This is a genomic window from Labilibaculum sp. DW002 (assembly GCF_029029525.1).
GTDB lineage: Bacteria > Bacteroidota > Bacteroidia > Bacteroidales > Marinifilaceae > Paralabilibaculum > Paralabilibaculum antarcticum.
The window spans coordinates 2,234,267-2,252,496 of sequence record NZ_JAKJSC010000001.1; the positions used below are offsets into that span (position 1 = coordinate 2,234,267).

Below are 18,230 nucleotides of genomic sequence, written 5' to 3' on the forward strand. Positions count from 1 at the left end.
TTTGTTACAATGTGAAAGTTAAACCAAAAGTGTAAAATTCGTTACTTGGACCTGCACCAAACTCACCAAATTTTGCACCTATATCATTTCCGAAAGTAGTTGTTTCAGGATCGATATAAGAATTTTCATTTGGAGTCCATAATAGAATATTACTAGCACTTAATGATAAGCTTAAAGAACTAACATGCAATTTATTGCAGAAAGTCTTAGGTAAAGCATAAGATAAATTTACATTTCTTAGCTTGAAGTAAGAACGATCAATAATAGCATCTTCATCACCATCAAATCCACCACCATCACCATAAAATTTATGCAAGCCAGTTGGATCTACTGCAGTTGTATTTTCAATCCATCCACCTTGTCCATCAGAAACAACAGAATTTGGTACCAAGAAAGTTTTACGATCATTCAATACTGATTCTGGAGAAGCTCCTGTCCAATGCAAATAATCTTTAGTATATGAATACATGTATCCACCATAACTAAAATCAAGAGTTGCACCTAGACTAAAACCTTTGTAAGTAAAAGTGTTGGTTAAACCCATTCTGAAATCAGCATCAACATCTTTTCCGATAAATTCAGTTTCAGTTGTAGCTTGTGGATTACCACTACCATCAACAACAGTATGCATTACACCATCAATATCAACCTTCTTAACTGTCGCGATTTTGAATTGTCCCATAGATTTTCCTTCTACAGCAACAATTGATGCACCACCAAAACCATCAAGAAATACCTCATCAACATCTAAAGATTCAATTGTATTTGTATTGAATGAAACATTATATGCTACATCCCAAGTAAAATCATTAGTCTTAACAGGTGTGAAATTAACAGCTAATTCAATACCTTCATTACGAACATCACCTAAATTAGCAACCTGAGTTGTATAACCTGATGATGGATCTTTTGGAAGATTAGCAATCAATCCTTCAGTTAATCTGTTATAATAAGATACATCGAAACCTAAACGACTATTGAAAAATTGAGCCTCAAATCCTAATTCAAATTCTTTAGTTAACTCATTTTTCAAATCAGGATTTCCTAAACGATTCGAAGCAGAATATGAATTTACTCCTCCGATTGGGAAAGACAAATCATCAATATCTGGAAAACCAGGGTTATTTGAAGCAGCTGATACATAACGATCATAAACTGCATAAGGAGCAGCATCATTACCAGTCATACCATAAGCTGCTCTTACTTTCGCAAAGTTTAAGATACCTGTATCGATATCATTGTACTTTAAGAAATCAGTAATTAGGAAACTTCCTGTAACACCTGGGTAAAAATAATCATTTTGCTCAAGTGGTAAGGTCGAAGACCAGTCATTACGTGCAGTTAATGTTAAGTAAGCATAATTTCTATAACTGAAATCAACATTTGCATAAAGACCGATTAAACGACGTTTTGAATGTGCATGAGCAGAAACAGATGGAGAAAAACTATTAGCTAAATTATAAAAACCAGGGATATCAATAGAGGTAATACTTCCTGATAAGTAAGTCATACTTCTTTCATTTACATTTAAACCTGCAATAGCATTTAATGTAAAATCTTCACTAAGATTTTTCTTATAACTCATCATCACATCGTGATTCACTTGAGTTCTTTCAGTTCTTGATTCTCTAAATGCACCTGTGTTAGCAGGACCTGACTCATTAGGAGAACCTGGAGTAAAGTCAATAATAGCAGTATGAGTTTCACCCAAAGCAACTTCATAGTCACCACCAAAACGGTAACTCAATCGCAAATCATCAGTAAAATCATAATCCAATTGGAATTTACCGAAAAGCTTTTTCTTATTTTGCTCAGCAGCATCTTCATTCAATACATAGTAAGGATTTACACCATAAGGAGTAAAATAATTATCTAAATTATTGAATTTGTTATTGTAATCCTTCATGTCAACGATAGAAATATCGTTAGCACTTTCATAAAGAGATCTAAATACAGAAGTACCTTGACCAGAAGCAACCGCTTTGGTTTTTTCAGTACTGAAATTCACATTAGCGCTCACAGTTAATTTTCCTGCTTTATGAGAACCTTTAGTTGCAATCGTATATCTCTCATAAGAGTCACTATTGGTTGGTATTACACCATCAACAGAATTTTGAGACAAAGACATTAGAAAGTTAGTAGTAGCATTACCACCACTCAAAGAAACTGAGTTTTTAAGATTCTTACCTACTTCGTAAAAATCACGAGTTCTATCTTCTAAGAAAACGTAAGGCTTAATTTGTTGGCTATTGTCAACAATATTTCCCCAAACTCTATCTTTTCCATCATAAGCAGGACCCCAGTTACCATTCTCATCAAGAGCTCTTTCACCGCTCCAACCTTGACCGAATTGCTTTTGAACCTCAGGAAGACGACCTACTCTTGAAAAAGTAGTTGATCCACTATAAGAAACACGCATCTTTCCTTCAGTATCTTTACCTGACTTAGTAGTAATCATGATGACACCATTAGCCGCACGAGAACCGTATAATGCTGATGCTGATGCATCTTTCAATACTGTCATATCCTCGATATCATCAGCATTAATAGCATTGATACCAGAACCAAAGTCAACTTGTGAATTCAAAGCACTACCTGACTGGTTTTGAGAATTAGTAATAGGTACACCATCAACAATATAAAGAGGCTGGTTATTTCCAAAAGAGGAAGCACCACGAATCATTACATTTTGAGTTGAACCTGGTCCTGGAGCTGTTGCAATATCAACACCAGCAACTTTACCTTGTAAAGCATTCATTGGATTAACAACTTGAGATTTTCCAATCTCATCTCCACCCAATGAAGTAGCAGCATATCCTAGAGCCTTTTTTTCTCTAGTTACTCCCATTGCAGTAACAACAACTTCATCCATACCAACAGATTCAGACTCCATAACAACATTAATCGTGCTCGAAGTAATCTGGACTTCTTGATCTTTCATTCCAACGAAAGAAAACACTAAAACGTTTCCATCTGCTGGCACAGCGATTGAATACTTTCCATCGAAATCAGTAGAAGTACCAATAGTAGTACCTTTCACAATAATTGAAACTCCAGGTATAGACAAACCATCTTCGGCAGATGTTACTACTCCTGAAACTTCTCGACTTTGAGCGAATACGCTCTGCAATCCTATTAAACACAGGACAAGCATCGAAAATAGATTTTTTTTCATAAATTTTTAGTTAGTGGTTAATTAACATTTAATACACATTTATATATAAATTCTACCATTCCCCTATAAATGAAATGATAGCAACAATATGCGTCCCTTTAGAATTATTTAGAAGAAAACAGAAAAACTTGATCCATTTTTAACATCTAAACGCAGAAATAATAAATACCCCTATTTACATCTGCGGACTCAAAATTGTGAAAAAAAGTTAAATATTCAAACCTTTTGTACTGCAAACCTTTTAAATCTAAATAATTTTTCACCTGTATCATTACAGATTCCAAGTTTTACCACACATTTACTTCCAATTCCAAAGCTATGCTATCATTCTCATTACCAATCCCATTAACGATAACGTTTGCGTAACTTTTTTAACAACATATACGGAAAATATTCAGCAATCTTTTTTTTATTTAAATTTGTATTTAAATTCAAACTAAATAAGGAATTAAGTCATGGCATATATAATAGATCTGAAAGGTAAAACACCCCAAATGGGCAAAAACTGTTTTTTAGCTCCAAACGCAAGTATTATTGGTGACGTAACAATGGGTGATGGGTGTAGTATTTGGTTCAGTGCAGTACTACGTGGAGATGTTCACTACATCAAAATTGGGAATAATGTGAATATTCAAGATAATGCTACTATTCATGCTACCTACAAAAAATCACCAACTAATATTGGGAACAATGTTTCAATTGCTCATAATGCGGTTGTTCACGGATGCACAATAAAGGATAATGTACTAATAGGAATGGGTGCTGTTGTTCTGGATGATGCGATTATAGAACCCAACGCAATTATTGCAGCAGGATCCGTAGTTACCAAAGGTACTCATGTGGAATCAGGAAGTGTTTACGCTGGCTCTCCGGCAAAAAAAATTAAGGAATTAAGTCCTGAATTATTAGAGGGAGAGATTAATCGAATTGCCAACTCATATGCAATGTACGCTAGCTGGTACGAAGATACTGAAGAATAAGAATTCATTTTTAAAACAGAAAAACCTCTTAAGTCTGAACTTAAGAGGTTTTTTTGTAACTATTTCATTATTTCTTTTCTTAAAAACAAATGTGTTCGGCTTTAAGCTCTGCATTTAAGAATCTACTCGCTTTTTCTTCAAAGCTATCTACAAATTCGGTTGTAAAATATTCTCTGCTTGCGTTTTTTGTACACATGGAATCCATTTCAGGATGACGACGAAGATAATCTCTCAAGCTTTTGGCTACAATTTCTCCTTGAGAAATTAATTTTACATGATCTGGTAGAAGCTCATTAATTTCCTCCTTCAAAATGGGATAATGCGTGCAACCAAGAATTATTGCATCAATAAGTGGATCTTTTTCTAACAAAGTCTGTATGTTCTTTTGAATAAAGAATTTACCCCCAATTGTATTAAACTCATTGTTTTCGACCAAGGGAACCCACATTGGACAGGCTTCTTGAACGACAGTTACGCCAGGAAATAATTTGTTAATTTCCAATGGATATGAATTGGAACGAACAGTCCCAACAGTTCCTAGGACTCCAATATGATTGCTTTTTGTGATATCAGAAACAGCTTCAACACTTGGACGAATAACACCCAACACCCTTTTACTTGAACTAATCTTTGGTAAATCACACTGCTGTATGGTACGCAAGGCTTTTGCTGAGGCAGTATTACAAGCAAGAATCACCAACTCACACCCCATGGAGAAAAGCTTTTCAACAGCCTCTAAGGTGTAATCATAAACAACATCAAACGATCTTGTACCATAAGGACTTCTAGCATTATCACCTAAGTAAATAAAATCGTACTCAGGTAATTCATTCAACAATTCATTTAAAATGGTTAATCCTCCATATCCTGAATCAAAAACTCCTATTGGTTGCTTGCTATTCCTCATACTTGTAAAAATAAGAAAAGGTGATATTAAAAATACCACCTTTCCTTATTAAATTATAATGTTTTTTACTGAATTCCTAACTTTGTTTTTACCAATGGCATGATATCTACACTGTTGTTTGAGTTAAAAAGAATAACTCCAGTACTAATATCAAAAACATAAGTAAAACCGTTCTCAGCACCAACAGCTTTGATTGCTGCAGAAGCCTTATCGAAAATAGGTTTCAACAATTCATTTTGTTTTTTCTGAAGAGCTTGTTGAGCGAAACCATCAAATTCCTGCATACGAGTTTGCAAGTTCTGAATTTCTTTTTCTTTATCAGCTCTTACTGCTTCAGCTAGAGCATCTTTTTGCTCAAGGTATGAACTTATCAGAGTCTGAGCTTCTTCTCTCATCGCCTTAATTTGCGTATCATACTCAGCAGCAGCCGCTTGAATTTGTTTCTGTGCTTCTTCTTTTTCCGGCATAATCGATAATAATTTATTAGAATCGATATGTCCAAACTTTAAGGTTTGAGCAAATGTACTTACACTTGTAGATAAGATAATGGCTAATAAAGTAACTTTTAATAAATGTCTCATAATATCACTCAGTTAGTTTTTATTTAAATTTTAATTAGTTCTAATACCTAACTTATACAGTACCTTGTCGCTTAAATCAAATTTTGGACTACTGTATATTATTGTTGGCCCATTAGCACGATCAATAATCATACCATAAGTTCCTGCCTTTGCAATTTCTTTAATTGCATCATATATATCATCCTGAATTGGCTTCATTAATTCCTGACGCTTTTTATACAATTCACCATTACGCCCAAAGTATTTCTGCTGAAGCTTTTGAGCCAATAACTCCTTATTGAAAATTTCCTTCTCACGCTTTTGTCTCATCTCCGATGAAAGAAAAACTTCATCAGCTCTGAACTTGGTTTGTAATTCTTTTATTTCTTGAGCTATTTTTTCAATTTCAATTTGCCAATTACTAGAAATCTGATCCAACTGCTCCTGTGCGTTCTTATAATCTGGCATCTTATTTAGAATGTACTCTGTATCTACAAATCCATAACGTTGCTGAGAATATAAACTTCCAACAAGTACAAATACAAATCCGATAAGTAATACTAAACGTTTCATTATGTTGTTATTTTTAATTAAAATCTAAAATAACTTAAATTAAAATAGTCCCCAAGGTCAATTCCTTAAAATATGTTAAAACTGTTGGCCAATCACGAAATGGAACTGCCCGCCATTCTGGCCTTCCAGATTTGCATCGTCAAATCCATATCCATAATCGATTCCTAACAGCCCAAACATTGGAAGGAAGATACGTAAACCAATACCTGCTGAACGTTTAAGGTTGAATGGTTGAAAATCTTCAGATTCATACCACGCATTTCCAGCTTCAGCAAATGCTAATGCATAAATCGTAGCCGATTGACTTAATGATAATGGGTAACGAACCTCTGCTGTAAATTTAGAATAAATATTACCTCCTAAACGCTGTCCATTTGCTGCAATTGGTGTTAAGGTTCCATTTCCATATCCACGCAAACCAATATTATCTGAACCGTACATGGAGTAACCTGACATTCCATCACCACCAACTTCGAACCCTTCAAATGGTGAACGTTTATCCTTATTAAAATAACCTAGGTAACCAAATTCAGCTCCTGTATATAATACTAATTTATCCGTACTATTTAATAGTCTCGTATACATTTGGCCTTTGAATGTCCATTTATGATATTCAATCCATTTGTACAATTCTTGTTCACTTGCACGATCGTAATTTACACCATCAAATAAAGAATAAGGAGGCGTAATCTTCATACTCAATGAGAAAGATGATCCACTTCTTGTGTATAACGGATTATCAATAGAACTTCTTGACAAGGTTGTTGTAAAACTAAAGTTGTTTGAGGTACCATTAGCTATTAAATAATACTGCCAATTTTTCAAACGATAGTTTTGATAACTAACTTCATTGTATAATGAAAAATAATCATCAGGCCATTTTAATCTTCTAGCTAAACCAACACTTGCTCCAAATACTTTTTGACTTTGATCTGAATCTCCACCTCCGTAGCCTCCGTAAGCACCGTAACCTTGGCGACTTCTGTTGTACTGACGGCTATATCCTGATTGTTTCGAATAATAAAATGATGTGCTTAATGAAGTAGGTTTCTTTCCTCCTAACCAAGGTTCAACAAAAGATAAACTGTATGAACTATAATAAGATCCATTAGTTTGTGCCCGAATACTCAAAGTTTGGCCATCACCTGTTGGTAAAGGACTCCAAGCCTCTTTATTAAACATATTACGAATCGAAAAATTTGAGAATTTCAATCCAACGGTACCGATAATCATACCAGCACCCCAACCTCCAGAAAGTTCAATCTGGTCGTTAGCTTTTTCTTCTAATTCATATATGATATCAACTTTTCCACTCTCAGGTTTAGGCTGAATATCAGGATTAATTGCTTCAGGATCGAAATGACCTAACTGCGCCAACTCTCGAACAGAACGAATAATATCTTTCTTACTAAATAACTCACCTGGATATGTATACAATTCTCGACGTGCAACATGCTCGTGTGTTTTTGTATTTCCCTTTATCATTACTCTATCAATATACGCTTGTTTTCCTTCAACAATACGCATTTCGATATCAATTGAATCTGTTCCAACAACAGTTTCAACCGGGTTCACATTAAAGAATAAATATCCATTGTCAAGATACAAGTTACTTACGGCATCATCATCTTCATTTAATCTCTCACTCAATAAAGTTTGATTAAAAACATCTCCCTTTTTAATTTGCAATACGCGCTCTAAATAATTTCCCGTATAAACTGTATTACCGACCCAAGTCACATCATTAAAGTAATAACGATTTCCTTCTTTATATTTTAAATAGATATCAACACGATCGTCCTCAACTTTTACAACACTATCCGAGATAATCAATGCATCACGATAACCTTTCTCGTTAAATTTTTCAATTAAGGTTAACTTATCTTCTTCCCATTTTTCTTCGATATACTTCGATGACTTTAAGAAATTTTTCAATTTCTTTTCTTTGGAATCTTTTATTGCTTTTTTTACTTTTTTATCCGTAAAAGCTGTGTTTCCTTCTACGATAATATTACTAATCTTTATTTTATTGTTTCGATTAATATTAACATCAAGAATAACACTATTCTCATCATCAGATGCATCTCGTTGAACAATGTTAACTTCTGTATTGTAATAACCTTTTTCTTTAAAATAGTCTTTAACTACTTTCTTTGTACTCGACACAAGATATTCAGTCACTTGTGTACCTTTCACCATGTTCAATCGTTCCCTTAATTTGGTTGTTTCGCTTTTAGATGTACCATTATAATTAACGGAAGATAAACGAGGACGTTCTTGAAGTTGAATATTCAGATAAATTTTATCATCAATTAACTTTGTAGCTGAAATCTGTATATCAGAAAAAAGACCCTGTTTATACAATTTTTTCACTGCCTTGGTCACCTTCTCTCCAGGAATTTCGATGGTACTCCCAACACGAAGACCAGAAATTTGTATCAACACATTATTCTCTAGATGCTTTACTCCTGTTACTGACACACCCCCTATTTCATAATTCTTCGGAGAAGAATAATATAAAGAAGGATTGTAAATCGTATCAGTCTCTTGAGCTACCGCGCTGAAACTAAGGAATAGAATAAAAATGAAAGTTAATCTTTTAATCATTACTTGAATTATAATGGTTAATTATCGTTTAATTGTTCACTTGTCTTACCAAATCGGCGTTCTCTATTTTGATAATTTAGAAGTGCTTTGTATAGTTCTTCCTTATCGAAATCGGGCCAAAATAACTCAGTAAAGTACAATTCAGAATAAGCAATCTGCCAAAGCAAGAAGTTACTTATTCTATTTTCTCCACTTGTTCTAATCAAAAGTTCCGGATCGGGAATTCCTTTGGTCGTAAGCTTATTGGAGAATAAATCAAAATCAATTTCGTCAGGAGATAATGCTCCATCCTTTACTTCATTTGCAATGTTTTTCACTGCATTTACAATCTCCCACCTAGAACTATAACTTAAAGCTAAAACTAAAGTTAAACCTGTATTTTTAGATGTATTGGAAATTGTTCCTTGCAACTTTTCTCTTACTTCTAATGGCAAACTATCTAAATCGCCTATTGCTTGAAGGCGAACATTGTTTTTCATTAAAGTTGGAGTCTCATTTTCTATTGCTTCAACCAACAAAGACATCAATCCTAAAACCTCGTCTTGTGGTCGATTCCAATTTTCTGTAGAAAATGCATATAAGGTTAGATAAGAAATTCCAAGTTCAGCTGATGCTTCAACCGTACTTCGTACTGCCTCAACCCCATTTTGATGACCAACAATACGATGTTCTCCTCGCATTTTTGCCCAACGTCCATTTCCATCCATTATAATGGCTAGATGAGTTGGAAGCTTTTCTTTAATTATCTTATTTAATACTGACATATGTTATTTTACAAAGCGACCGTATGAATGGCATTCTTCATTATCTGGGAACAACTTATAACTAATCATTACTCCAAAAAAAGATGCCCAATCGTTATTGTGAATCAAACTACTTTTATCCAAACTATTCGGATCATCCAAATGATCTAAATCATCTGTGAAACTTTTTCTAAAACTCCATTCCAAGGCTGCAGTCCATCTGCCTCCTAAATTGGTTTTTAAACCAACCCCCATTGGTATGGTAAATGAAGAACTTGTACTACTTGGAGCAATGTAACCAATTCCTCCCGTAACATACGGAACCATTATTTGACTTTTGGATTTTTTAGGAGACCAAAAAGGTTGAAAATTAAATTCCACTTGAAGGGAAAAATCAACCAATTCTGTTTCGAACGAGGCTCCTCTCGCTTTCTGATATGAATTATTAAAATCCTTATCTTCACCACTTAATCCCGAAAACAACATTCCAGCTCTTAACGAGTAACGAGAATTAAAGTTATATCTGTAAATTCCCCCTAACGCAACTGAATTTGAATAAAGTTGTTTATTAGGGTTAATATCTCCCAAATAATAGGCAACACCACCAAAGAAGCCCAACTCTGCTTTGGTTTGCGAAAAAGCTGTTGTGCTAATTGCAAAAAACAGTATTCCCAATATCAGTTTATACATGAAATCAAGTTTATGTTTTCAATCTTGTTAAATGAATTTTAGAATCTTGTTAAAGCTCCTAAAACCGTTGGTTTGATAAGGATACAATCACCCTAAATTCAATCACAAGCTACAAAAGTAGCATATAATCTGAAAAAACCTTATTTCTAGAAAAAAATAACAGCAGATCTCAGTTAAATTTTGTTAAAACAAATAGTCAACTTTAGCTTATTTTTAATTACGCTTATCAACACCCCACATAAGCTTGTTTCGGAGTGTGCTATAAAAAGAATGAGATTTCAATTTAAGCACCTTGATTTTAAAATCAGCCTTACTTATTTTTAATTCATTTAAGGCCTCAAAACTCACGGATCTTGAATCCAAAGATGCTAAATAACTATCACTTCTTCCCTCAACTTTAAGTGTTATCTCTTGATAATTGGGAACCACAATAGGACGTACAGTTAAATTATGAGGAGAAATAGGTGAAATTACAAAATTTTGCGTATTCGGTATTAGGATTGGCCCTCCAACACTCAATGAATATGCTGTTGAGCCTGTAGGTGTTGAAATAATTAAGCCATCCGCCCAATATGAATTCAAATATTCACCATCTATATAGGTGTGAATTGTGATCATAGAAGCAGAATCCTTTTTATGCACGGTAAATTCATTTAAACCATAATTGAAATCTTTGAACAAACCATTACTTTCGGTTTGAACTTTCAGTAGTGTTCTCTCTTCAATTGAGTAATTCCCTTCTAAAATATTTGATATAGCCGCAGGAATTTCATCTCGAGCAATATCTGCCATAAAGCCAAGTCTTCCACTATTAACACCGACAATCGGGACTCCTGAATCTTGAACTAAAGTCACTGCATCAAGGAAAGTTCCATCTCCACCAATACTGAAAAAATAATCGACATTTTTATCTAAATCTTCGTAACTGTGGAAATAGTTTTGAACTGGAGGTTTAAAATTAATATCACGAATTAAGAAATCATAGAATGGTTCGTAGATTACCACATCTATATTGTGTTTGGTAAAAACATCAAACATCAAGATAAAGCTCTCTGTAAAGCTTTCATTAAATGATCTCCCAAATAAAGCAACTTTCATACTTCACAAATTTGTGTTTTGTTTCTTTCAACTAATCATCTCTCATTTCAAGCCTAAACAAGGCTTTCATTTAGATTTTCCAATCCCATTATTACATCTTCTCTATTAAAAACACAGAAGAATAAAAGCAGGAATGAGTTTCACAAATATAGAGTAATCTACTTCATAGCAACAATTCTTAACACAAAAAGATACACTTCGTTTGTGTTTTTAGATATTTAGGAATCTCATAAAAGAATTGTATCGATCTTCCATAAAATCTTTCATGTCATCTTCTCGGACATAAGTCGTTTTTATGGTATAATCGTAGCGAAGAAATGTTTGTATGATGGAGGTTAAGTTGGTTCGATTTACCTTAATAGTCAGTTCTATTTTCCTTGAATCCGTTGAAGATTTAACGTAAAGACTTAAAATTTTAGCATCGTTACCTTCGACAATTTGAGCAATCTCACTCAAAGAATAATCGATGGAATTTAACTCCAGAACAATAACTCCTCCAGGTTCACTCACCGCAAACACATTATCTACATATTGCATTAAATCACTCAGAGTAATTAATCCCAAATAGGTTTCATCTTCTAAAAGAACTGGAATTACAGTTAGTTTTAGGTGTGAAACTTTTTCAATTACATCGTAAATATGCTGATCCTGGGTAACGAAGGGACTAAATAAAGATAATTTTTGCTTTCCAATGGGTTCTTCAACCTGATTTAAATCGTAAATATCGTTATCAGATAATAGGCCAATAAATTGATCTCCTCTAACTATTGGTAGGTGAGAAACCTTAAATATTTCCATCCAATTCAGAGCCTGAAGCCCTGTGTCAGATTCTCTTAAAACCGGAACAACATCAGAAATTAAATCTTTTGCAATCATATTAGGTTTTTTTTCAGGGAAATACTTCTAATTTTGCCTCAAGGAATATTTACGACCAAACATTTTTTTTGTTCTTAAAATCATCCTTCATTTTACTTATAAAGTTTTTATAAAATGACTAGACTTAGTGTAAATATAAACAAAATTGCAACATTAAGAAATGCCCGAGGCGGCAACACTCCAAATGTTTGTAAAATGGCATTAGACTGTGAAAGATTTGGTGCAGAAGGTATCACGGTTCACCCACGACCAGACGAACGTCACATTCGCTATCAGGATGTAATGGATCTTAAGGATCTTGTTACTACTGAATTTAACATTGAAGGTTACCCTACTGAAGATTTCATAGATTTAGTTCTAAAAGCCAAGCCTGCTCAGGTAACTCTTGTTCCAGATCCACCAGAAGCTATTACCTCTAATGCTGGCTGGGATACAGTAGCCAATAAGGATTTTCTTATTGAAGTAATCAATAGATTTAAGGCTGCAAACATTCGCACATCTATATTTGTTGACACCAACCTTAAAAATGTTGAGGGCGCTAAAGCAACAGGTACAGATAGAATTGAACTATACACTGAACCTTTTGCCGATAATTATCCCAACAATCCGGAAGAGGCTGTTCGTCCTTTTGCTATAGCAGCAGAGAAAGCGCACAAATTGGGATTAGGGGTAAATGCAGGTCATGATCTAAGTTTGGAGAATTTAAAATTCTTCAACGAAAATGTTCCTAATCTTGCTGAAGTATCTATTGGACATGCTTTGGTAGCTGATGCTTTGTATTTCGGAATGGAAAACACAGTACAAATGTATTTAAGGTGCTTAAAGTAAAATCATCTTTAATTAAAATTTAAAGGATGCTCGAAAGGCATCCTTTTCTTTTTGCAACTAGTTAAATTCGGTTAAAAAACGATCTGTTATCAATTCTGTTCTTATCTTTAATATTCAAAATCAATTTCGAATAAATGAAACTCAATTATAAAAAAATTGGTGAAGGTCCAGCTCTAATAATTGTACATGGCCTTTATGGCAGCTTAGATAATTGGCTGACTGTTGCTAAAGAACTTGCTCAAAACTTCGAAGTTTACTTAATTGATCAACGCAACCATGGTAGCTCTCCCCATTCAGATTCTCACACCTATGAAGATCTTAAAAATGATCTTCTTGAGTTTATGGATGATCAGAAAATTGATAAAGCTGTTCTTCTTGGTCATTCAATGGGAGGAAAAACAGTTATGTTTTTTGCTGTAGATTACCCTGAAAGGGTAAACAATTTAGTTGTGGTAGATATTGCACCTAAGAACTACAGTAAAATCTCCGACTATGCACCTCAAACGATAGATCATTCCTGCATTGTAGATGCCATGCTAAAATTTGACTTATCGGCATTTAAAAGCAGAACTGAAATTGACCAAAAGCTGGCTGAAAAAATAAATAGTGATCGAGTTCGACAATTTTTGCTTAAAAATTTGAAACGCGATGAAAATAAAAAATTTGCATGGAAACTAAACATCAAAACTTTAAGCGAATTCTTACCGCAAATAATGGATGGTATAGATAAAGATCGATTTGAAGGTGGCAAAGGAATTACAGACTTTCCTATTCTTTTTATAAGAGGCGAGAAATCAAATTACATTACTGATTACGATCACACCTTAATAAGAGCGATTTTTCCAAAAGCTGAAATTACTACGATTCCCAATGCGGGACATTGGGTTCATGCAGAACAGCCAAAACTATTGGTTAAAACGGTAGAATATTTCGTATTAGACTAATAAAAAACCCGAAACGATATCGTTTCGGGTTTTTTATTCTTTTTTTTAGGCTACCAAACTCCAGCTTTAAATGTATAACGAGTTACAGCTTGTATATTTATTTCTTTATTTGAACTATTATCTGGATCAATATCATCCTCATATTTAAAACCAGAAATCTTCACATAGTAATCATCTCCTAAAGTCAGCTCATTCAAAGCTTCGTATTCACTAGCCGTTGAATTATCTATAATCAATTCTTTTGCATCACCTGCAACTGCAGATTGCCTTGTACTTCTAAACTTTGGTAAATATTCGTTACCATCTTTATCTAAAATTTCAACAAAGTAATAAATATCATCCTCATCAATGGCATTCCAATTAATCGTAACACTTCCAGCTCCACTTGCATGTGTAGCTGTTGTTGAGAAATTATCTAGAGCGGCAATACTTGAACTATAAATCTGCTCATCTAATTTATAACTTTCTCCATTATCAAATTTCAAATAAAATTTAATCAATTGTGCACCGCCGAAAACATCAAAGTAATTATCTCTATCGTTTTCTTTTAAGTAATACACTTTATTCCCTTTAAAATTTGTAAAATCTTCCATTTCGAAACTAGTAGATCCATCCACAAGAGCTCTCACCTTACTTAGCTTATCTCCATATACTGCATACTCTAATTTATAAGCAGATTCAAATGCATTATTCACAATATGCAAATCGTTAACTAAATAAGCATCTGCAGTAACATCATTAATTTCATCAATATCGGTGTAAAACTCTCTTGTTCCTGCCGAACTGTTCAATTTTAAATAGGTTGAAGTTGATTTAGGTTGAATGAACCATTCTTGTCTATTATCTATAGAAATTGACTCATCATTAATTACCAATTCATCACCTTTCAAACTCCATGATCCAACAACCTTGTCACGTCGACCACTAAACTCCTGCCTTTTTAGAACATTTCCTCCTTCGAATCGATACACAATCACAGCATCATCACGAGCAAAGTCTGATGACAAATAAGGATTCGCATACCAATATTTATTAGTCAAATCTGAAGACTGAAATTCAAATTCTTCCTCATCTCCTCCTCCACTACTACTTCCACAAGAAGTAAACAATAGAGTTCCTAACAAGAAAAACACAAAAGTTAATTTATTAATAAATGAATTATTCATCAGTTTAATGTCTTAAGTTTAAATACTACGCCTAACTAGGTAGGCAGAATTTTATGGATGAAATATCATCCTGTTTAATAAACACGAAAAAAGTGAAACTATTGTAAAATAGCAAAACAATTACAACAATACTCGTTCAAAATTATTTTCCGGAATTAAATCTTCACCTTGATATCGTAAAAACAATTGAGCTGTGGCTAAAATATCTTTCTCACAATAAATAGCAATTCGATCCAAGTCATTGTCCTCCCAATACACCTTTCCAACCATCGATCCATCGATATCATCTTTAGGAGTGGGAATATTAAATATTTCGCACAGTAAAGCCAGTGAAGTATAATGCTTGTAATCGCCAAACTTCCATAATTCCATGGTATCCAAGAATTGAACTTCCCAAGGTTTTTTTCCGGCAATATCAAGAACACTTGGAAGAGCCACACCATTAATCAACATCCTACGAGCGATATATGGAAAATCGAACTCTTTACCATTGTGAGCACACAAATTTCGATTTGCCTTACTAGAAAATCGATCGAGCATAAGCCCAAATTCTTCAAGCAGTTGCTTTTCATCGTCTCCATAATACGATTTGGCAACAAACTTCTTAACACCATCTTTTTTAGTCACCAGGCCTGTTGAAATACATACTATTTTTCCAAACTCAGCATAGATGCCAGCTCGTCCGTAAACATCAGAAGGACTCTCGTCATCTTTTCGAAAATAATTTGATTTCTTTTCCCACAATTCCTGAAGCTTAGGAGACATTTCATCGAATGTGGCATTTCCGGATACCGTTTCTATATCTACAAATAGTAAATTTTCAACTTTTACATTATTCAACATACTTCAAAGTTTATCATAAACAAATTGAAAAGGTATAAAAAAATGGAGACAGTATCAAGGTCTCCAAATTATATTTTTCAGTGAATAAGCTTACCGTTTTTACAAACTAGCAACGAGATTTTTCTGTATGAAATGGGTTAAAATGTCAATCGCTACAATATTATTACCTCCCTGAGGAACAATAATATCTGCATAACGTTTGCTTGGCTCAATAAACTGAAGATGCATTGGCTTCACGGTTTTTTCATAACGATCCAAAACCTTTTCAACAGATCTTCCACGCTCAACAATGTCTCTTTTGATTACTCGATTTAAGCGATCGTCGGCATCACAATCTACAAACACCTTCAGATCCATTAAATCACGTAAAACAGGATCTGTTAAAATCAACAATCCCTCCACAATGATAACTCCCTTAGGCTCTACCTGAATAGTTTCGTCAGAACGTAAACAAGTAAGGTAGGAGTATATCGGTTGCTCTATCGCTTCATCGTTTTTTAACTTTCGCACATGCTCAATCAATAATTCAAATTCTATTGATCTTGGATGGTCAAAATTTATTTCTTGACGCTCCTCCAATGGCATCTCCTTATTATCCCTATAATATGAATCTTGTGGCAAGACTGCCACATCTCCCTGATTTAATCTTTCAATGATTTTTCTAACCACTGTTGTTTTACCAGAGCCCGTCCCTCCAGCAATTCCAATAATCAACATGTTGTATGATATTTAGATGTTTGATTCAAAAATGCTAATTTTGCATTAACTTCGGCTGGAAAGTTACTAATTATTTAAAAAAGAATTAAAATGATCAAGCACATTGCAATGTTTAAGTTTAAAGCTTTCGGTTCAGCTGAAGAAAAAAAGAATTACTTTTGCAGATTAGAAAAAGCATTTGATGGCCTGGATAAAAGTATTCCAGAAATCAAATTTTTACAGATTGGTTTCGATCAACTTCAATCTGATGCTTCTTTTGATTTTGTGGTAAACGTTGATATTGAGAACATGGAAGCTTTACCTGTTTATGCAAATCATCCTGAACATCAAAAAGCTGTGGCAGTAATAAAAGAAATGGCAGCCGAGCGAAAAGTAATTGATTACGAATTTTAAGATTATCCAAAAGCCAAAATAGCAATCAAATTAATTGTAAGAAAATGAGTTTGTATCCATTGAAATTTAAAACCATTCTTAAAGATAAAATCTGGGGTGGTGACAAATTAAAAACTGTTTTAAATAAAGATTTTTCTCCACTACCAAATGCTGGTGAAAGTTGGGAGATATCGGGTGTAGAAGGAGATGTTTCGGTAGTAAGCAATGGTTTTTTAGCTGGAAATAATCTGGAAGAACTTATTGAAATCTACATGGGAGATTTAGTTGGCGATAAAGTTTATGAGAAGTTTGGAGTCGAATTTCCATTACTTATTAAATTTATTGATGCCAATGATGTACTTTCTATTCAGGTACACCCTGATGATGAAATGTCTAAAGAGAGACACAACGCCTATGGTAAAACTGAAATGTGGTATGTAATTGAAGCAGACAAAGGTTCTGAATTGATTGTTGGTTTTAATCAGGAAATTACGAAAGAACAATATTTAGGAAAGTTAAAAGAAGGCAAACTGGAAGATATATTAAACAGCACACCTGTAAAAGAAGGCAGTTGTTTCTTTATTCCTGCCGGACGAGTTCACGCAATTGGAAAAGGAATTCTATTGGCGGAAATTCAGCAAACATCGGATGTTACCTATCGAATGTACGATTTTAACAGAACCGACGATGCTGGAAACCCAAGAGAACTTCATACCGAACTTGCAGTTGACGCAATTGACTATAGTTTCGAGAAGAAATATGAAACCACATATAAAACAGAAGTAAACAAAACAGAAGAATTGGTACGTTGCCAGTATTTCACAACCAATATTCTTGAGTTTGATAAAGCAATTGAAAAGGATTATTATGATCTTGATTCTTTTGTAATTTATATGTGCTTAGAAGGTGATTTAGATCTTGCCTATGACGAAGAAACGATAAGTGTAGCGAAAGGGGAAAGTATTTTAATCCCTGCAACTATTAAAAACGTAAAACTTAGTCCGAAATCAAAAGCTAAAATCCTAGAGGTTTTTATTAAATAAAACTGGAATAAATATTTATTGATCCTCTTTTCAAGTAAATGAAAAGAGGATTTTTTTCTTCCTCATGTAAATTGCCATATCGGTCAATAAAATTGCGGCATATTTCGG

General features: G+C 33.9%; 17 protein-coding genes. 5 read left to right on the top strand and 12 right to left on the bottom strand.

Translation table 11 applies throughout. The features are described 5' to 3' along the window. Nucleotides 1–4 precede the first annotated feature (4 nt). Nucleotides 5–3,175: a SusC/RagA family TonB-linked outer membrane protein gene (locus L3049_RS08620; protein WP_275109403.1), complete on the bottom strand. Its 3,171-nt coding sequence runs from the start codon at nt 3,173–3,175 to the stop codon at nt 5–7. A 455-nt stretch (nt 3,176–3,630) separates the two neighbouring features. On the opposite strand from L3049_RS08620, the gene L3049_RS08625 reads away from it, so the two are divergent. Then, nucleotides 3,631–4,155, top strand: a complete 525-nt coding sequence (locus tag L3049_RS08625) for a gamma carbonic anhydrase family protein (protein WP_275109404.1) — start codon at nt 3,631–3,633, stop codon at nt 4,153–4,155. Between the two features lie 79 nt (nt 4,156–4,234). On the opposite strand, the gene murI is transcribed toward L3049_RS08625, so the two are convergent. The 8 genes from murI to L3049_RS08665 all read right to left on the bottom strand — a co-directional run bounded on the left by murI (nt 4,235) and on the right by L3049_RS08665 (nt 12,209). Then, the gene (gene murI, locus L3049_RS08630) at nt 4,235–5,062 is read right to left on the bottom strand and encodes a glutamate racemase (RefSeq protein WP_275109405.1); all 828 of its coding nucleotides are present in this window, start codon (nt 5,060–5,062) and stop codon (nt 4,235–4,237) included. A 65-nt stretch (nt 5,063–5,127) separates the two neighbouring features. After that, entirely contained in the window at nt 5,128–5,643 is a 516-nt protein-coding gene (locus L3049_RS08635; RefSeq protein WP_275109406.1) for an OmpH/Skp family outer membrane protein, read from the bottom strand. A gap of 30 nt (nt 5,644–5,673) precedes the next feature. Further along, entirely contained in the window at nt 5,674–6,195 is a 522-nt protein-coding gene (locus tag L3049_RS08640; RefSeq protein WP_275109407.1) for an OmpH/Skp family outer membrane protein, read from the bottom strand. Nucleotides 6,196–6,270: 75 nt separating this feature from the next. After that, a complete protein-coding gene (bamA, locus tag L3049_RS08645; RefSeq protein ID WP_275109408.1) occupies nt 6,271–8,802 on the bottom strand; it encodes an outer membrane protein assembly factor BamA in 2,532 nt (843 codons plus the stop codon). Between the two features lie 17 nt (nt 8,803–8,819). Next, nucleotides 8,820–9,566 carry an undecaprenyl pyrophosphate synthase gene (locus tag L3049_RS08650; protein WP_275109409.1) on the bottom strand — a complete coding sequence of 249 codons (747 nt, stop codon included), beginning with the start codon at nt 9,564–9,566 and terminating at the stop codon, nt 8,820–8,822. A 3-nt stretch (nt 9,567–9,569) separates the two neighbouring features. Then, complete coding sequence (porG, locus tag L3049_RS08655) at nt 9,570–10,235, bottom strand: type IX secretion system protein PorG (RefSeq protein ID WP_275109410.1); 666 nt, start codon at nt 10,233–10,235, stop codon at nt 9,570–9,572. A 213-nt stretch (nt 10,236–10,448) separates the two neighbouring features. Beyond that, on the bottom strand, nt 10,449–11,333 hold the full coding sequence (locus L3049_RS08660; RefSeq protein WP_275109411.1) for an NAD kinase: 885 nt from the start codon (nt 11,331–11,333) through the stop codon (nt 10,449–10,451). Between the two features lie 210 nt (nt 11,334–11,543). Continuing rightward, complete coding sequence (locus L3049_RS08665) at nt 11,544–12,209, bottom strand: CBS domain-containing protein (RefSeq protein WP_275109412.1); 666 nt, start codon at nt 12,207–12,209, stop codon at nt 11,544–11,546. A 114-nt stretch (nt 12,210–12,323) separates the two neighbouring features. Here L3049_RS08665 and L3049_RS08670 point away from each other — a divergent pair, with 114 nt between their 5' ends. Continuing rightward, nucleotides 12,324–13,037, top strand: a complete 714-nt coding sequence (locus L3049_RS08670) for a pyridoxine 5'-phosphate synthase (RefSeq protein ID WP_275109413.1) — start codon at nt 12,324–12,326, stop codon at nt 13,035–13,037. 134 nt (nt 13,038–13,171) lie between these two features. After that, entirely contained in the window at nt 13,172–13,981 is an 810-nt protein-coding gene (locus L3049_RS08675; RefSeq protein ID WP_275109414.1) for an alpha/beta fold hydrolase, read from the top strand. Nucleotides 13,982–14,031: 50 nt separating this feature from the next. Here the strand turns inward: L3049_RS08675 and L3049_RS08680 are convergent, their stop codons facing one another. The 3 genes from L3049_RS08680 to udk form a co-directional block, all read right to left on the bottom strand. Further along, nucleotides 14,032–15,147, bottom strand: a complete 1,116-nt coding sequence (locus tag L3049_RS08680; RefSeq protein ID WP_275109415.1) for a hypothetical protein — start codon at nt 15,145–15,147, stop codon at nt 14,032–14,034. A 120-nt stretch (nt 15,148–15,267) separates the two neighbouring features. Then, nucleotides 15,268–15,990, bottom strand: coding sequence for a 3'-5' exonuclease (locus L3049_RS08685; RefSeq protein ID WP_275109416.1), 723 nt, complete (start codon nt 15,988–15,990; stop codon nt 15,268–15,270). A 99-nt stretch (nt 15,991–16,089) separates the two neighbouring features. Then, nucleotides 16,090–16,707: a uridine kinase gene (gene udk / locus L3049_RS08690; RefSeq protein WP_275109417.1), complete on the bottom strand. Its 618-nt coding sequence runs from the start codon at nt 16,705–16,707 to the stop codon at nt 16,090–16,092. 90 nt (nt 16,708–16,797) lie between these two features. Here udk and L3049_RS08695 point away from each other — a divergent pair, with 90 nt between their 5' ends. Both L3049_RS08695 and L3049_RS08700 read left to right on the top strand, forming a co-directional pair. Then, nucleotides 16,798–17,100 (top strand): Dabb family protein, encoded by a 303-nt coding sequence (locus L3049_RS08695; RefSeq protein ID WP_275109418.1) that lies wholly within the window; start codon nt 16,798–16,800, stop codon nt 17,098–17,100. 44 nt (nt 17,101–17,144) lie between these two features. Beyond that, nucleotides 17,145–18,122: a type I phosphomannose isomerase catalytic subunit gene (locus L3049_RS08700; RefSeq protein WP_275109419.1), complete on the top strand. Its 978-nt coding sequence runs from the start codon at nt 17,145–17,147 to the stop codon at nt 18,120–18,122. The last annotated feature ends 108 nt before the right edge of the window (nt 18,123–18,230 follow it).

What these genes read in the sequence shown, in the direction of transcription:
- L3049_RS08620 (WP_275109403.1), bottom strand. Translation starts at nt 3,175, where the DNA reads ATGAAAAAAAATCTATTTTCGATGCTTGTCCTGTGTTTAATAGGATTG.
- L3049_RS08625 (WP_275109404.1), top strand. Translation starts at nt 3,631, where the DNA reads ATGGCATATATAATAGATCTGAAAGGTAAAACACCCCAAATGGGCAAA.
- murI (WP_275109405.1), bottom strand. Translation starts at nt 5,062, where the DNA reads ATGAGGAATAGCAAGCAACCAATAGGAGTTTTTGATTCAGGATATGGA.
- L3049_RS08635 (WP_275109406.1), bottom strand. Translation starts at nt 5,643, where the DNA reads ATGAGACATTTATTAAAAGTTACTTTATTAGCCATTATCTTATCTACA.
- L3049_RS08640 (WP_275109407.1), bottom strand. Translation starts at nt 6,195, where the DNA reads ATGAAACGTTTAGTATTACTTATCGGATTTGTATTTGTACTTGTTGGA.
- bamA (WP_275109408.1), bottom strand. Translation starts at nt 8,802, where the DNA reads ATGATTAAAAGATTAACTTTCATTTTTATTCTATTCCTTAGTTTCAGC.
- L3049_RS08650 (WP_275109409.1), bottom strand. Translation starts at nt 9,566, where the DNA reads ATGTCAGTATTAAATAAGATAATTAAAGAAAAGCTTCCAACTCATCTA.
- porG (WP_275109410.1), bottom strand. Translation starts at nt 10,235, where the DNA reads ATGTATAAACTGATATTGGGAATACTGTTTTTTGCAATTAGCACAACA.
- L3049_RS08660 (WP_275109411.1), bottom strand. Translation starts at nt 11,333, where the DNA reads ATGAAAGTTGCTTTATTTGGGAGATCATTTAATGAAAGCTTTACAGAG.
- L3049_RS08665 (WP_275109412.1), bottom strand. Translation starts at nt 12,209, where the DNA reads ATGATTGCAAAAGATTTAATTTCTGATGTTGTTCCGGTTTTAAGAGAA.
- L3049_RS08670 (WP_275109413.1), top strand. Translation starts at nt 12,324, where the DNA reads ATGACTAGACTTAGTGTAAATATAAACAAAATTGCAACATTAAGAAAT.
- L3049_RS08675 (WP_275109414.1), top strand. Translation starts at nt 13,172, where the DNA reads ATGAAACTCAATTATAAAAAAATTGGTGAAGGTCCAGCTCTAATAATT.
- L3049_RS08680 (WP_275109415.1), bottom strand. Translation starts at nt 15,147, where the DNA reads ATGAATAATTCATTTATTAATAAATTAACTTTTGTGTTTTTCTTGTTA.
- L3049_RS08685 (WP_275109416.1), bottom strand. Translation starts at nt 15,990, where the DNA reads ATGTTGAATAATGTAAAAGTTGAAAATTTACTATTTGTAGATATAGAA.
- udk (WP_275109417.1), bottom strand. Translation starts at nt 16,707, where the DNA reads ATGTTGATTATTGGAATTGCTGGAGGGACGGGCTCTGGTAAAACAACA.
- L3049_RS08695 (WP_275109418.1), top strand. Translation starts at nt 16,798, where the DNA reads ATGATCAAGCACATTGCAATGTTTAAGTTTAAAGCTTTCGGTTCAGCT.
- L3049_RS08700 (WP_275109419.1), top strand. Translation starts at nt 17,145, where the DNA reads ATGAGTTTGTATCCATTGAAATTTAAAACCATTCTTAAAGATAAAATC.